This window comes from Pseudomonas sp. T1.Ur (assembly GCF_023516725.1).
Classification (GTDB): Bacteria; Pseudomonadota; Gammaproteobacteria; order Pseudomonadales; family Pseudomonadaceae; genus Aquipseudomonas; species Aquipseudomonas alvandae.
In genome coordinates this window covers 6,232,208-6,247,202 of sequence record NZ_JAMGSN010000001.1, presented here as the reverse complement: position 1 = coordinate 6,247,202, position 14,995 = coordinate 6,232,208, and the positions used below count along the sequence as shown (strand labels likewise).

The following is a 14,995-nucleotide window of genomic DNA, read 5'->3' as shown; positions in this document are numbered from 1 at the left end:
GGCGGTGTGTCAGTCAACATTCTCATGGCTGATCCACCGCTTTCGCGAGCAGGCTCGCTCCCACATAGGGGCAGGCTTCGTCATTAGGATTGAACGAAGGTTATAAATGACGAAAAACAGCGCAAAACGACGACACATTGCGTCTTATTAACGTGCTTCTCCCTCTCTAGAATGGCTGGCATCTTTTCCTATACTCAGACGCGAACGTCGCGTCGAGTCGCCCATCAAGGTCCGCCATGAACAAGAACAATCGCCACCCAGCAGACGGCAAGAAACCCATCACCATTTTTGGGCCGGATTTTCCGTTCGCCTTTGACGACTGGATCGAACACCCGGCCGGCCTGGGCGTCATTCCGGAACATAATCACGGCGCTGAAGTGGCGATTGTCGGTGCCGGGATCGCCGGCCTGGTGGCGGCGTACGAATTGATGAAGCTGGGCCTCAAGCCGGTGGTCTACGAAGCGTCGAAAATGGGCGGGCGCCTGCGCTCCCAGGCGTTCAACGGCGCCGAAGGCATCATTGCCGAGCTCGGCGGCATGCGATTTCCGGTCTCATCGACGGCGTTCTATCACTACGTCGACAAGCTGGGCCTGGAGACCAAGCCCTTTCCCAACCCGTTGACCTCGGCCTCGGGCAGCACCGTCATCGACCTGGAAGGCCAGACCTATTATGCGGAAAGCATGGCCGACCTCCCCGCGCTATTCCAGGAGGTCGCCGACGCCTGGGCCGACGCATTGGAGGCGGGTTCACGCTTCAGCGAGATCCAGCAAGCGATCCGCGACCGCGACGTGCCACGTCTCAAGGAACTGTGGAACACCCTGGTGCCGCTGTGGGATGACCGCACCTTCTATGATTTCGTCGCCACCTCCAAGGCGTTCGCCAAGCTCTCGTTCCTGCACCGCGAAGTGTTCGGCCAGGTCGGTTTTGGTACGGGCGGCTGGGACTCGGACTTCCCCAATTCGATGCTGGAAATCTTCCGCGTGGTCATGACCAACTGCGATGATCACCAGCACTTGGTCGTGGGCGGTGTGGAGCAGGTGCCTCACGGTATCTGGAAACATGTCCCGGAACGTTGCGCGCACTGGCCAGCCGGTACCAGCCTCAACTCGTTGCACCTGGGCGCGCCTCGTGCTGGCGTGAAACGTATCGCACGCGCCGACAATGACCGGTTCAGCGTCACCGACGTCTGGGGCGACACGCGCGAATATGCCGCCGTGCTGGTCACCTGCCAGACATGGCTGTTGACTACCCAGATCGAATGCGAAGAGGCGCTGTTCTCGCAAAAGTTGTGGATGGCCCTGGACCGCACCCGCTACATGCAGTCGTCGAAGACCTTCGTGATGGTCGACCGGCCGTTCTGGAAGGACAAGGATCCGGAAACCGGACGCGACCTGATGAGCATGACCCTCACCGACCGCCTGACCCGTGGCACCTACCTGTTCGACAATGGCGACGACAAGCCGGGCGTGATCTGCCTGTCCTATTCGTGGATGAGCGATGCGCTGAAAATGCTGCCTTATCCGGTGGAAAAACGGGTGAAGCTGGCCCTCGATGCCCTGAAGAAGATTTATCCGAAGGTGGACATCGCCGCGCGGATCATCGGCGAACCGATCACCGTGTCCTGGGAAGCGGACCCTTACTTCCTCGGCGCATTCAAGGGCGCCTTGCCGGGCCACTATCGCTATAACCAGCGCATGTACGCGCATTTCATGCAGGACGACATGCCAGCCGAACAAAAAGGGATCTTTATCGCCGGCGACGACGTCTCATGGACACCCGCCTGGGTTGAAGGCGCGGTACAGACCTCGCTCAACGCCGTGTGGGGAATCATGAAACACTTCGGCGGTGAGACTCACCCCGAGAACCCGGGTCCAGGTGATGTGTTCGACGAAATCGGTCCGATCGCCCTGCCCGAATAAAAGGAGTTGTCGATGCGCGTAGCCCTTTACCAATGCCCACCGTTGCCCATGGACCCGGCCGGCAACCTGCAGCGCCTGCATCGGATCGCGCTGGAAGCCAGGGGCGCCGATGTGCTGGTGGTGCCGGAGATGTTCCTCACCGGCTACAACATCGGGGTCGATGCGGTGAATGTACTGGCGGAGGTCTACAACGGTGAATGGGCGCAGCAAATCGGCCGTATCGCCAAGGCGGCCGGCCTGGCGATTCTCTATGGCTACCCTGAACGCAGCGAAGACGGGCAGATCTACAACGCTGTCCAACTGATCGATGCCCACGGTGAACGCTTGGCCAACTACCGCAAGAGCCACCTGTTCGGTGACTTGGACCACACGATGTTCAGCGCGGGCGACGCGGCGTTGCCGATCGTGGAACTCAACGGCTGGAAGCTCGGTTTCCTGATTTGCTATGACCTGGAGTTCCCGGAAAATGCGCGGCGCCTGGCGTTGGCCGGCGCCGAACTGATCCTGGTGCCGACCGCCAACATGCAACCCTACGAGTTCATCGCCGATGTCACCGTGCGCGCACGGGCGATCGAGAACCAGTGCTTCGTCGCCTACGCCAATTATTGCGGCCACGAAGGCGAATTGCTGTATTGCGGCCAGAGCAGCATCGCCGCACCGGACGGCAGCCGGCCGGCGTTGGCGGGCCTGGACGAAGCGTTGATCGTGGGCGATCTCGATCGACAGCTGATCGATGATTCCCGCGCGGCCTACAACTACCTGCACGACCGTCGCCCCGCGCTTTATGGCGACTTGCCTAAACACTGATCCGGACTAATCCGCTAGCATGAGCGCATCCTCATCCTGGAAGCGCTCATGCCGGTCCCCGATCCCCTCCGCCCTCACATTGAAACCCTGGCCAACGGCCTGCAGGTGACATTGCGTCATGTCCCTGGCCTCAAGCGCTGCGCCGCTGTGTTGCGGGTGGCGGCCGGCAGCCATGATGCGCCCGAGGCTTGGCCGGGCCTGGCGCATTTTCTCGAACACCTTTTCTTCCTGGGGACAGAACGCTTTCCCACAGGGCAGAATTTGATGGCCTACGTGCAAGGTCACGGCGGGCAAATCAATGCGCGCACCAGCGAACGCACCACCGACTTTTTCCTGGAGCTACCGCCGGCCGCCCTGCCCGGCGGGCTGGAACGGTTGGCCGACATGCTCGTCCATCCACGCCTGGACGAAAACGATCAAATGCGCGAACGCGAGGTCCTCCACGCTGAATTCGTCGCCTGGTCCCAGGACGCAGCGGCCCAGCGACAGATGGCCTTGTACGAAGGGTTAGCGGCGAGACATCCGCTACGGGGCTTTCATGCGGGCAATCGCGACAGCCTTGGCGTATCGCAGCCGGAATTCCAAACGGCATTGCGCGATTTCTACCAGTGTTTCTATCAGAGCGGCCAAATGACCCTGAGCCTGGCCGGCCCGCAAGACTTCGAAGCCTTGCGAACCCTGGCCTTCCAATTCGGTGAGCACGTGGCCACCCATGAGGCAGCGATCCGGCAGGCACCGCCGAGGCTCATGGCGTCCGCCGACGCCAGTTATCAGCAAGCGCGGGAAGGCGGCCTCGACCTGCTGTTCGCCTTCGAACACCTGCCCGCCGCCTCGCCCCAGGCCTTGGACTTCCTGTGTCACTGGCTGAACAACCAAAAACCGGGCGGCTTGCTCGCGGCACTGCGCCAGCAAGGCCTGGCTGACAGCCTCAAGGCCACGGCGCTGTATGAATTTGCCGGCCAAGCGCTGCTGCATATCGAACTCAAGCTCGACAGCGGAGAAACACCCGTCGATAGCCGGCCGTTGCTGCGCGACTGGCTGGGCTTTTTTGCCGCCCAGGACGACTGGGCGTCACTGCGCCAGGCATACACCTCGCTTCGGCAACGTCAGCAAGAAACAGCGACCGCCTTGCAACTGGCCCGCTGGGACTGCGAAGGACGCAAAGGTCCGCTGTCGGAAAACGACTTGATACGCCTCAGGGAACTCCTCAGGCAGCTGCACCCTGTGGATAACGTCGCCGGACAATGGCACGTGCCAGCGCCCAACCCATTCCTGCAAACCATCGGTGAACCACCCCGCGCCGGTTTGATCCGTGGCCAGACCAGCGCCCACCGTGGCTTGCGCACATTCGCCCAGGATCGCAGCCGGGGCCGCCGGGAGCGCTCGCCCATGCCGTTCAGCCAGGCATTGCCGGATACCTCGCCTGAAGGTGCGGTGTACCTGCGCTGGCAATTGCCGGCACAAGCACCGCTCAGTCTGAAATCCAGGCTCGATCGGCAGTTGGCGGACTTGCAGGAAGATGCCCGGCAGGCCGGTGTCGACATCACCTTTGAACCCAGCGGCCAGCAATGGCTATTGAAACTGCTCGGCCTGCAGGCACCGATGCCGCTGGTCCTTTCGCACCTGCTGGCGAAGCTGGGACAGCCACTGCCGCCCGGCCCGGCCCGGGACGACGCACCACTGATACCGATCCGACAGCTGTTGCGCGAATTGCCGAATCATTGCCAGCAAAACCCACGGCCATCCTCGCAACCTTCATCGGGCAGCGACCAGGGCGTCTGGGCGGACGCCCACTGGGACGGTTTGGCCGTCGGTCTGTCGGCAGCCACCCAGGCCGCCATCGGTCCCGTATTGGCGCGAGTCCCTGGGATCGCCCAAGAAGGATCTCCGACAACGAGCGGGCCTGCGCCGATGCGTCGCTGGCATTCGCTCCAGACCCAAGGCGACGAACAGGCCGTGCTGCTGTTCTGTCCCACGCCCACCCAGGAGTTGGCCGACGAAGCCGCGTGGCGCCTGCTGGCCCATCTATGCCAAGCCCCGTATTACCAACGCCTGCGGGTCGAGTTGCAGTTGGGCTACGCGGTGTTCAGCGGCTTGAAGCAGATCGACGGCCGGACCGGGTTGTTGCTGGGCGCACAGTCACCCAGTGCGTCGGCGGCGCAGTTGGTCGAGCACATGGAGCAGTTCCTGGGCGACTTGCCAGCATTGATCGACGGGATTGACGATTCGACCCTGGCCAACCAACGACACGCCCTCGCCAACCAACTGCACAGTACTGGGCTGCCCGTTGCCCAGGCCGCCGAAATGCTCTGGCAAGGCAAGCTGGCCGGTCGTCCATTGGACTATCTCCAGCAATTACCGGAGGTCATGGCCGGTATGACGCGCAGACAATTGATCGATTCCGCCCGGCGCCTGGCCGAAGCCCATGGCGGACGGTATTGCCTGAGCAATGCACCGTGTCCGGGAATGCCCTGGCAAGCGGGGCATTGATCGTTACCAGCCCTGCAACGAGCTTTCTCAAAGAATCGCGGCGAAGGATTTTGACAGATTTAGTAACATAGCCGCCTAAGCATCTGAACATCTCCGAACGGAGGTGGACTATATGTATAGATCCAAAACGTCTCACCCCAACCAAAGGAGTATTCCCATGTCCTGGTCCAAACCCGCATATATCGATCTGCGTATCGGCTTCGAAGTCACCATGTACTTCGCCAGCCGTTGATTGCTGCAGGCGGTAGTACGCAACACCACGCCTCGGTCATCCGGGGCGTTTTTTATTTCGGTTTGCAGATGGAGCGGCCATGTTCGTCCAGATTCTAGGTTCCGCCGCCGGCGGCGGTTTCCCGCAGTGGAACTGCAACTGCGCCAACTGCGCAGGTTTTCGCAACGGCAGCCTGCGGGCCCAGGCGCGCACCCAGTCGTCCATTGCGATTTCCGATGACGGCGTGAGCTGGGTGTTGTGCAACGCCTCACCGGACATCCGCGCCCAACTCCAGGGGTTCGCCCCGATGCAGCCTGGCCGGGCCCTGCGGGACACTGGCATTGGCGCGATCATCCTGATGGACAGCCAGATCGACCACACCACCGGCCTGCTCAGCCTGCGTGAAGGCTGCCCGCACCAGGTCTGGTGCACCGATATGGTCCATGAAGACCTGAGCACCGGCTTCCCGTTGTTCAACATGCTGACCCACTGGAACGGCGGGCTGAGCTGGAACCGCATCGAACTCGACCAGAGTTTCACCATCGCCGCCTGCCCGAACCTGCGCTTCACCCCGCTGCCGTTGCGCAGCGCCGCCCCGCCCTATTCCCCGCACCGCTTCGACCCGCACCCAGGCGATAACATCGGGCTGATCGTCGAAGACCTGCGCACCGGCGGCAAGCTGTTCTATGCGCCGGGGCTGGGCAAGGTCGACGAGTCGTTGCTACAGATCATGGCCGGCAGCGATTGCCTGTTGGTGGACGGCACGATGTGGGACGACGATGAAATGCAGCGCCGTGGCGTCGGCACCCGCACCGGTCGGGAAATGGGCCACCTGGCGCAAAACGGCCCCGGCGGTATGCTCGAAGTGCTGGAGCAACTGCCCGAGCAGCGCAAGGTCCTTATCCATATCAACAACACCAACCCGATACTCGATGAAGATTCGCCCGAGCGGGCCGAGTTGGTGCGTCGCAAGATCGAAGTGGCATACGACGGGATGAGTATTGAGTTGTAGGAAGGGCTGGATGGCTACGGGAACCTGCTGGCCTCATCGCGAGCAAGCTCGCTCCCACAGTTGTCCGAGTCGTACCGAACATTCGATTCACAGCACCACCAATGTGGGAGCGAGCTTGCTCGCGATAGGGCCAACCCTGACACCACAGAACCCACGGGTATTTCCCGGAGAGCCGACATGACTGACACCCCCCTGTCCCCCGCCGAGTTCGAAGCGGCCCTGCGTGCCAAGGGCGCGTATTACCACATCCATCACCCGTATCACGTGGCGATGTATGAAGGCCGCGCCACGCGCGAGCAGATCCAGGGTTGGGTCGCGAATCGCTTTTATTACCAGGTGAATATCCCGCTCAAGGATGCCGCGATCCTGGCCAATTGCCCGGACCGGGAGATCCGCCGCGAGTGGATCCAGCGCCTGCTCGATCATGACGGCGCCCCGGGCGAAGACGGTGGCATCGAAGCCTGGCTGCGGCTGGGGCAGGCGGTGGGCCTGGATCCCGATCAATTGCGCTCCCAGGAACTGGTACTGCCGGGCGTGCGCTTCGCGGTGGATGCCTACGTCAACTTCGCCCGCCGGGCCAGTTGGCAGGAAGCCGCCAGCAGTTCGCTGACCGAGCTGTTCGCCCCGCAGATCCACCAGTCGCGCCTGGACAGCTGGCCGCAGCATTACCCGTGGATCGACCCGACCGGCTACGAATACTTCCGCACCCGCCTGGGCCAGGCCCGGCGCGACGTGGAGCATGGCCTGGCGATCACCTTGCAGCACTACACCACGCGTGCTGGCCAGGACCGCATGCTGGAAATCCTCCAGTTCAAACTCGACATCCTCTGGAGCATGCTCGACGCCATGAGCATGGCCTACGAACTGAACCGCCCGCCCTATCACACCGTGACCGACCAACGGGTTTGGCACAAAGGAATTACCCTATGAGTTTCGATCGCAGCCAAACCCCCAACTGGCGCCCCGGCTATCGCTTCCAGTACGAACCGGCCCAGAAGGGCCACGTGCTGCTCTATCCTGAAGGCATGATCAAGCTCAACGACAGCGCTGCGCTGATCGGCGGCCTGATCGATGGTGAACGCGATGTGGCGGCAATCATCGCTGAGCTGGATAAACAATTTCCCGGTGTGCCTGAGCTCGGTGACGACATCGAGCAATTCATGGAGGTCGCCCGTGCACAGCACTGGATCACCCTTGCCTGAGAAGCCCGCCGTTGGCCTGCCGTTGTGGCTGCTGGCCGAGCTGACCTATCGCTGCCCGCTGCAATGCCCGTACTGCTCCAACCCGCTGGACTTTGCCGAGCAAGGCAAGGAGCTGAGTACGGAGCAGTGGTTCAAGGTGTTCCGCGAGGCGCGAGAAATGGGTGCCGCGCAATTGGGCTTTTCCGGCGGCGAGCCGCTGGTGCGCCAGGACCTGGCCGAGCTGATCGGCGAGGCGCGCAAGCTGGGTTTCTACACCAACCTGATCACCTCAGGCATCGGCCTGACTGAACAAAAGATCAGCGACTTCAAGAAGGCTGGCCTGGACCACATCCAGATCAGTTTCCAGGCCAGCGACGAGCAGGTGAACAACCTGCTGGCCGGCTCGAAGAAAGCCTTCGCGCAAAAACTCGAAATGGCCCGGGCGGTGAAAGCCCATGGTTATCCGATGGTGCTGAACTTCGTGACCCATCGGCACAACATCGACAAGATCGACCGCATCATCGAGCTGTGCATCGCCCTCGAAGCCGACTTCGTCGAACTCGCCACCTGTCAGTTCTACGGCTGGGCGCACCTCAACCGCGTCGGTCTGCTGCCGACCCGGGAACAGCTGGTGCGGGCCGAGCGCATCACCAACGAATACCGAGCCAGGCTGGAAGCCGAAGGCAACCCGTGCAAGCTGATCTTCGTGACTCCGGACTACTACGAAGAGCGCCCGAAGGCCTGCATGAATGGCTGGGGCAGTATCTTCCTGACCGTCACGCCGGACGGCACGGCATTGCCTTGCCACGGTGCCCGGCAAATGCCAGTGCAGTTTCCGAATGTGCGCGACCACAGCATGCAACACATCTGGTACGACTCGTTCGGCTTCAACCGTTTTCGCGGTTACGACTGGATGCCCGAGCCCTGCCGCTCGTGCGATGAAAAAGAAAAGGATTTTGGCGGCTGCCGTTGCCAGGCGTTCATGCTCACGGGCGACGCCAGCAATGCCGACCCGGTGTGCAGCAAATCCGAACACCATGGGATGATTCTCCAGGCTCGCGAAGACGCCGAGCACGCCACGCAAACCATCGAGCAACTGGCCTTTCGTAATGAACGAAACTCACGCCTCATCGTTAAAGGCTGATCCGCTCAGCGCCGCCCAGGCTGTCGCGGCAGGCATCGACTTTGCCGAACTGCAACTCGGCCCCCTGGGCCTGTTCTGGAATGAATACCGTCCCGCGGACGGCGCCTGCCGAATCTGGCATCGGCGAGATGGCGAAGCCCATTGCCTGACCCCGGATGGCTTCAGCGTGCGCAGCCGGGTCTATGAATATGGCGGCGGGTCGTTCTGCCTGAGCGATAAGGGCGTACTGTTTGTCAACGAGGCCGACCAGCAGCTGTACCACCAATCGCTGGAAGACCCGCGCCCCGTGGCGTTGACCTCGGGCGACTGCCGATATGGCGACCTGTACTTCGCCGCAGGGCATGTGTTGGCGGTGGAAGAACGGGCCAACCAGCACCGTCTGGTGTCGATCGGGCTGATCGATCGTCAGCGATGCGTATTGGCCGAAGGCGCGGATTTCTATGCCGCGCCGATCCTGAGTCCTGATCAAAGGCGCCTCGCCTGGATCGAGTGGAGTCGCCCGCACCAGCCCTGGACGGCCACGCGGCTGATGTTGGCCGAGCACAACGATTCAGGTTGGGGCGAACCGGTCTGCGTGGCCGGCCACGGTGCGGAGGAGTCCATCCAGCAACCGCGCTTCGATGCTTCCAATCGTCTTTATTGCCTGACCGATCGAGGTGGCTACTGGCAGCCCTGGGGTGAAGATGCAGGCGTCCTGAGGCCATTGGCTGCCGCCGAAGCCGACCACGCCCCCGCGCCCTGGCAATTGGGCGGTTGTACCTGGCTGCCCATCGACGAAGAGACTTACCTGGCGAGCTGGAGCGAGGCGGGTTTTGGTCGGCTGGGCTTGTGCCAGGGTGACGCAACCGAAGATTTTACCGGGACCTACAGCCGCTTTCGCAGCCTGGCGCAGGATGAGTGTTTCATCTACGCCATTGCCGCCTCGCCGACGAGCCCGTCGGCGGTCATCGCCATCGAACGACAAAGCCACGACGCCACCGTGCTGGCTGGCGGCATTGCGCCGCTATCGGCCGAACAGATCAGCCGTCCACAGACCCTGCGCTATCCCGTTGCTTCAAGCGAAGCCCACGGGTTCTTTTATCCCACCACGGACACCCGCGCGAAACCGCCGCTGGTGGTGTTCATCCATGGCGGGCCGACTTCCGCCTGTTATCCGATATTTGATCCGCGCATCCAGTACTGGACCCAGCGCGGCTTTGCCGTGGCCGATCTCAATTACCGCGGCAGCAGTGGTTATGGCCGGGCCTACCGGCAGGCATTGCATTTGAATTGGGGCGTGGTGGACGTCGAGGATGCCTGCGCCGTCGTTGCGTACCTGGATGAGCAAGGCCTGGCCGATGGCCGCTGCGCCTTCATTCGTGGCGGCAGCGCCGGTGGGTATACGACCCTTTGCGCCTTGGCATTCCGGGATGTGTTCCGTGGCGGAGCCAGCCTCTATGGCGTCAGCGATCCGGTTGCCCTGGGCCGCGCCACGCACAAGTTCGAAGGCGACTATCTGGACTGGCTGATCGGCGACCCGCACGTGGATGCCGAGCGTTATCGGGCCCGTACTCCGTTGCTTCACGCAGACCAGATCCGAGCGCCGATGATTTTTTTCCAAGGCGAGCTGGATGCCGTGGTCGTGCCGCAGCAGACCCGCGATATGGTCAAGGCCTTGGAGGACAACGGTGTTCCAGTGGAGGCGCACTATTATCCGGAGGAACGCCACGGTTTTCGCAAGGCTGCAAACCAGGCGCATGCGCTGGAGCATGAGTGGTTGTTTTATCGCAAAGTGCTGGACGGCGATTTGTAGACAATCCGAAAAACTGTGGGAGCGAGCTTGCTCGCGATATCGGTGTGTCAGTTCAAAAATATCGATTGGACTATCGCTATCGCGAGCAAGCTCGCTCCCACAAGGATTTGTTCAAATTATCAGGGGATTCAGCGCTTGGCGATGATATACACCGCGTGCACGATGCCGGGGATATAACCCAACAGCGTCAGCAGGATATTCAGCCAAAAAGCCCCGCCGAAACCGACTTGCAGGAACACACCCAGCGGTGGCAGCAGGATGGCGATGATGATGCGAATGAAATCCATGGATGACTCCCTGATGAGCGATGGCCACGTTGCCATAGCCCATGGACACCTGCCCGCTCGTCGGGGTTCAGTAATTGCTCGCGGGAGGCGATTCGAAAGCGTCCGCCGATAAAAAACGCGGACAAAAGAAAACCCCGCCGAAGCGGGGCTTTGCAGACTGTTTCCCTGACATCCATTTCACTCCGCCTTCCTGGCAGAATCCTACGTGTCCGTGTTGTTACTTTGCGCGTCCTGCGCTACGTCCATGGAGGCTAGATTAGCCCTGGATCCAATCGGACGATAGAGGGAAATCGCCAGCACGTCATGTAAGCAATTGCTTACATGACGACATATTTCAGAACTGGCCCGGCTCCAACAGGAACAGCGACTCACTGCCAGCCTTCACTGAAGCGCTCAGGGAATGGATCCGCGGCAACAGGCGGGCGAAGTAGAATCGCGCCGTACCCAGCTTGCCTGCGTAGAAATCGTCCTGGCTTTCCTTGCCCAGGGCCGCCCTGGCCATGAGCGCCCACATGTAGGCATACGCGGTGTAACCAAACGCCTGGAGGTACTCCACCGACGCCGCGCCGATTTCGTTCGGATTGCTTTTCGCCCGGTCCAGCAACCATTCGGTCAATTCGTCCAGCGTACCGACGGCATCGTTCAACGGCTTGGTGAACTCCGACAACTCGCTGCTTGCCGTGGCGGTGAAATGGCGAATCTCATCGGCGAACAATTTATAGAACGCCCCGCCACTGCCGACGATCTTGCGTCCCACCAGGTCCAGCGCCTGGATACCGTTGGTGCCTTCGTAGATCTGCGTGATGCGCACGTCGCGCACCAGTTGCTCCTGGCCCCATTCGCGAATGTAGCCGTGACCGCCAAAGATCTGCTGGCCGTGGACCGTGGTTTCCAAGCCCAGGTCGGTGAGGAAAGCCTTGGCGACGGGCGTGAGCAGCGCGACCAGGTCTTCCGCACGCTTGCGGGTGGCGGGGTCTTGGCTGAACTTCGCGGTATCCAGTTGCATCGCGACGTAGGTGGAAAACGCGCGGCCACCTTCGTTCGAGGCTTTCATGGTCAGCAGCATGCGACGCACGTCCGGGTGGACGATGATCGGGTCGGCGACCTTGTCCTTGTTCTGCGCGCCGGTTGGCGAGCGGCTTTGCAAGCGGTCACGGGCGTATTCGATGGCGTTCTGGTACGAGCGCTCGCCGGTGGCCAGGCCCTGGATACCGACGCCCAGGCGCTCGTAGTTCATCATGGTGAACATCGCCGCCAGGCCTTTGTTCGGCTCGCCGACCAGATAACCCACGGCCTCGTCGAAGTTCATCACGCACGTGGCGGACGCCTGGATACCCATTTTGTGTTCGATCGACCCGCAGTTGGCCGCGTTCCGCGCACCCAGGCTGCCGTCGGCATTGACCATGAATTTCGGTACCAGGAACAGCGAGATGCCTTTCGGCCCAGCCGGTGCGTCCGGGAGTTTCGCCAACACCAGGTGGATGATGTTTTCGGTGAGGTCGTGTTCGCCGCCGGTGATGAAAATCTTCGTGCCACTGACCTTGTAGGAACCGTCAGCCTGGGGCTCCGCCTTGGTGCGGATGATGCCCAGGTCGGTACCGGCGTGAGGCTCGGTCAGGCACATGGAACCGGCCCAGACACCGGCGTACATGTTCGGCAGATACGCCGCTTTCAATTCTTCGCTGGCATGGGCGTTGATCGACAGGCAAGCCCCGGCGGTCAGCATCGGGTACAGGCCAAAGGACAGGCTGGCCGAGTTGACCATTTCCTCGACCTGGGCCGAAACGGCCTTGGGCATGCCCATGCCGCCATAAGCCGGATCACCGCCTACGCCAACCCAACCGCCCTCGGCGTAAGTCTTGTAGGCCTGTGGGAAACCAGCCGGCGTGGTGACGGCGCCGTCCGACCAGTGACAACCCTCTTCGTCAGCCGCACGGCTGAGGGGGGCGACGCTTTTACTGGTGACCTTTCCGGCTTCCTCCAGAATCGCTTCGACAGTTTCAGCATCCACGGTCTCGGCCAGCGCCGGCAATTGGGCCCAGAGTTTTGCGACCTCGAACACTTCATTGAGGACGAAGCGCATATCGCGCAGGGGCGCTTTGTAGTCAGCCATGGCAAACCTCGCAAGATCTAAACAATTGGTTCGTAGGAAAGCGGTTTCGCAATGGGCCAGAGTGTACCTCAACAACTTTTGCGACACATAGGGTCAACCCATGACCGTTTTATTATTTTTAGTCACTAGAAAAGATCGCAGGCTTCGCCAGCTCCTACAGGGAATACGCATTTCCATGTAGGAGTTGGCGAAGCCTGCGATCTTTGGCATTCCCCTCAATCAAAGCGCAAACAACTCCGCCGGCAACTTCATCAGGCATTCACTCCCAGCCTCGACGGCGGCCCGATGAGCGGTCGTGCGCGGCAGCAGGCGCTGGAAATAAAACTCGCAAGTCGCCAGCTTGGCCCGGCAAAAATCTGCATCACCGTCGCCACTGTCGAGTTGCGCCTGGGCCACCAACGCCATCCGTAGCCAGAGGTAGGCCAGGATGATGTAGCCGCTGTACATCAAGTAATCCACCGAGGCAGCCCCCACCTCATCCGGGTTTTTCATGGCCGCCATGCCAACCTGGGTCGTCAGTTCGCCCCACTGCCGGTTGAGGCCGTCGAGTTGCGCAACGTATCCGTCGAGCTGCGGATGCCCGGCATTGGCGGCGCAGAACTTGTGGACGATCCTGGTGAAGCCGCGCAGTAACTTGCCCTGACTGCCCAGGACCTTGCGCCCCAGCAGGTCCAGGGCCTGGATGCCATTGGTGCCCTCATAGATCGGCGCGATCCGACAGTCGCGCACCAGTTGCTCCATGCCCCATTCGCGGATAAAACCGTGGCCGCCAAACACTTGCATGCCGTGGTTGGTCACCTCCAGTCCGGTGTCGGTCATGAAGGCTTTGCAGATCGGGGTAAGGAACGCCAACAGGTCTTCGGCCTCCTGACGGGCGGTTTCGTCGCGGCCCAGGTGCGCGGTGTCGAGCAATTGGGCGGTGAAATAGGTCAACGCACGGTTGCCTTCGTTGAAGGCTTTCATCGTCAGCAGCATTCGACGCACGTCGGGATGGACGATGATCGGGTCAGCGACTTTTTCCGGAGCCTTGGGGCCGGTCAGCGAACGCATCTGCAGGCGATCGTTGGCGTACTTGATCGCGCCCTGGAAACTCGCCTCGCCCAAACACAGGCCTTGCATGCCAGTGCCGAGGCGAGCGTGGTTCATCATGGTGAACATGCAATTGAGGCCCTTGTTCGCCTCGCCGATCAGGAAACCCTTGGCGCCGTCGAAATTCAGCACGCAGGTGGCCGAGGCCTTGATGCCCATCTTGTGCTCGATCGACCCGCAGGAAACGCCATTGCGCTCCCCGGCCTCGCCCGTGGCGTCGGGCAGGAACTTCGGCACGATGAACAGCGAGATGCCCTTGGTCCCGGCCGGCGCATCGGGCAGCTTGGCGAGCACCAGGTGAATGATGTTGTCGCTCATGTCGTGCTCGCCGGCACTGATGAAGATCTTACTGCCGGTCACCGCGTAACTGCCGTCAGCCTGAGGCACGGCGCGGGTCTTGATGATGCCAAGGTCAGTGCCGCAGTGGGCTTCGGTCAGGCACATGGTACCGGTCCACTGGCCGGCAGTGAGTTTGCTGAGGTAGGTCTGCTTCTGCTCCTCGGTGCCGTGGGCGTGGATGGCCGACATGGCGCCGTGGGTCAGGCCGGGGTACATGCCCCAGGACGTGTTGCTCGACCCGATCATTTCGCTGATGACCAGGCCCAGGGAACTGGGCAGGCCCTGGCCGCCGTACGCCGGGTCCGCCGCCAGGCCGTGCCAGCCGCCTTCCACATACTGTGCGAAAGCCTGCTTGAAACCTGTAGGCGTAGTCACCACGCCGTTGTCGAAATGGCAGCCCTCTTCGTCACCAGGGCGATTGAGTGGCGCCAGCACGTTCTCACAGAATCGCGCGCCTTCCTCGAGGATGGCGCTGACCATGTCCGAGCTGGCATCGCTGGCACCCAGTTCGGCATAGCGACCATGGAAATCGAAGACGTGGTCGATCAAGAAGCGCATGTCGCGCAGGGGGGCTTTGTACTCGGGCATGGTGGTTTTCTCCGGTAGCAGAT

The 14,995-nt window shown here is 61.6% G+C and carries 12 protein-coding genes; 9 read left to right on the top strand and 3 right to left on the bottom strand.

What is annotated here, in order from left to right; translation table 11 throughout:
* Nucleotides 1-236: 236 nt before the first annotated feature.
* The 9 genes from M8Q45_RS27670 (at nt 237) to M8Q45_RS27630 (ending at nt 10,556) form a co-directional block, all read left to right on the top strand.
* Nucleotides 237-1,919: a flavin monoamine oxidase family protein gene (locus tag M8Q45_RS27670; protein ID WP_198797838.1), complete on the top strand. Its 1,683-nt coding sequence runs from the start codon at nt 237-239 to the stop codon at nt 1,917-1,919.
* 12 nt (nt 1,920-1,931) lie between these two features.
* Entirely contained in the window at nt 1,932-2,726 is a 795-nt protein-coding gene (locus tag M8Q45_RS27665) for a carbon-nitrogen hydrolase family protein (protein WP_249877194.1), read from the top strand.
* A 48-nt stretch (nt 2,727-2,774) separates the two neighbouring features.
* Nucleotides 2,775-5,216, top strand: a complete 2,442-nt coding sequence (pqqF, locus tag M8Q45_RS27660) for a pyrroloquinoline quinone biosynthesis protein PqqF (RefSeq protein ID WP_249877193.1) — start codon at nt 2,775-2,777, stop codon at nt 5,214-5,216.
* A gap of 157 nt (nt 5,217-5,373) precedes the next feature.
* Entirely contained in the window at nt 5,374-5,448 is a 75-nt protein-coding gene (gene pqqA / locus M8Q45_RS27655; protein WP_003177660.1) for a pyrroloquinoline quinone precursor peptide PqqA, read from the top strand.
* 79 nt (nt 5,449-5,527) lie between these two features.
* Entirely contained in the window at nt 5,528-6,439 is a 912-nt protein-coding gene (gene pqqB, locus M8Q45_RS27650) for a pyrroloquinoline quinone biosynthesis protein PqqB (protein WP_249877192.1), read from the top strand.
* Between the two features lie 177 nt (nt 6,440-6,616).
* Entirely contained in the window at nt 6,617-7,369 is a 753-nt protein-coding gene (gene pqqC / locus M8Q45_RS27645; protein ID WP_249877191.1) for a pyrroloquinoline-quinone synthase PqqC, read from the top strand.
* Complete coding sequence (pqqD, locus tag M8Q45_RS27640) at nt 7,366-7,641, top strand: pyrroloquinoline quinone biosynthesis peptide chaperone PqqD (protein WP_030139251.1); 276 nt, start codon at nt 7,366-7,368, stop codon at nt 7,639-7,641. Before pqqC ends, pqqD begins: the two co-directional genes overlap by 4 nt.
* Complete coding sequence (gene pqqE / locus M8Q45_RS27635; RefSeq protein ID WP_283939267.1) at nt 7,634-8,764, top strand: pyrroloquinoline quinone biosynthesis protein PqqE; 1,131 nt, start codon at nt 7,634-7,636, stop codon at nt 8,762-8,764. Before pqqD ends, pqqE begins: the two co-directional genes overlap by 8 nt.
* Complete coding sequence (locus tag M8Q45_RS27630) at nt 8,730-10,556, top strand: alpha/beta hydrolase family protein (RefSeq protein ID WP_249877189.1); 1,827 nt, start codon at nt 8,730-8,732, stop codon at nt 10,554-10,556. The genes pqqE and M8Q45_RS27630 overlap by 35 nt, the downstream gene beginning before the upstream one ends.
* A gap of 128 nt (nt 10,557-10,684) precedes the next feature.
* Here the strand turns inward: M8Q45_RS27630 and M8Q45_RS27625 are convergent, their stop codons facing one another.
* The 3 genes from M8Q45_RS27625 to M8Q45_RS27615 form a co-directional block, all read right to left on the bottom strand.
* Nucleotides 10,685-10,843: a YqaE/Pmp3 family membrane protein gene (locus tag M8Q45_RS27625; protein WP_003177654.1), complete on the bottom strand. Its 159-nt coding sequence runs from the start codon at nt 10,841-10,843 to the stop codon at nt 10,685-10,687.
* Nucleotides 10,844-11,177: 334 nt separating this feature from the next.
* Complete coding sequence (locus tag M8Q45_RS27620; RefSeq protein WP_249877188.1) at nt 11,178-12,956, bottom strand: acyl-CoA dehydrogenase C-terminal domain-containing protein; 1,779 nt, start codon at nt 12,954-12,956, stop codon at nt 11,178-11,180.
* Between the two features lie 219 nt (nt 12,957-13,175).
* Nucleotides 13,176-14,972 (bottom strand): acyl-CoA dehydrogenase C-terminal domain-containing protein, encoded by a 1,797-nt coding sequence (locus M8Q45_RS27615; RefSeq protein WP_249877187.1) that lies wholly within the window; start codon nt 14,970-14,972, stop codon nt 13,176-13,178.
* Nucleotides 14,973-14,995: the final 23 nt, after the last annotated feature.

What these genes read in the sequence shown, in the direction of transcription:
- M8Q45_RS27620 (WP_249877188.1), bottom strand. Translation starts at nt 12,956, where the DNA reads ATGGCTGACTACAAAGCGCCCCTGCGCGATATGCGCTTCGTCCTCAAT.
- pqqC (WP_249877191.1), top strand. Translation starts at nt 6,617, where the DNA reads ATGACTGACACCCCCCTGTCCCCCGCCGAGTTCGAAGCGGCCCTGCGT.
- M8Q45_RS27670 (WP_198797838.1), top strand. Translation starts at nt 237, where the DNA reads ATGAACAAGAACAATCGCCACCCAGCAGACGGCAAGAAACCCATCACC.
- M8Q45_RS27625 (WP_003177654.1), bottom strand. Translation starts at nt 10,843, where the DNA reads ATGGATTTCATTCGCATCATCATCGCCATCCTGCTGCCACCGCTGGGT.
- pqqB (WP_249877192.1), top strand. Translation starts at nt 5,528, where the DNA reads ATGTTCGTCCAGATTCTAGGTTCCGCCGCCGGCGGCGGTTTCCCGCAG.
- pqqF (WP_249877193.1), top strand. Translation starts at nt 2,775, where the DNA reads ATGCCGGTCCCCGATCCCCTCCGCCCTCACATTGAAACCCTGGCCAAC.
- M8Q45_RS27665 (WP_249877194.1), top strand. Translation starts at nt 1,932, where the DNA reads ATGCGCGTAGCCCTTTACCAATGCCCACCGTTGCCCATGGACCCGGCC.
- pqqD (WP_030139251.1), top strand. Translation starts at nt 7,366, where the DNA reads ATGAGTTTCGATCGCAGCCAAACCCCCAACTGGCGCCCCGGCTATCGC.
- M8Q45_RS27630 (WP_249877189.1), top strand. Translation starts at nt 8,730, where the DNA reads ATGAACGAAACTCACGCCTCATCGTTAAAGGCTGATCCGCTCAGCGCC.
- M8Q45_RS27615 (WP_249877187.1), bottom strand. Translation starts at nt 14,972, where the DNA reads ATGCCCGAGTACAAAGCCCCCCTGCGCGACATGCGCTTCTTGATCGAC.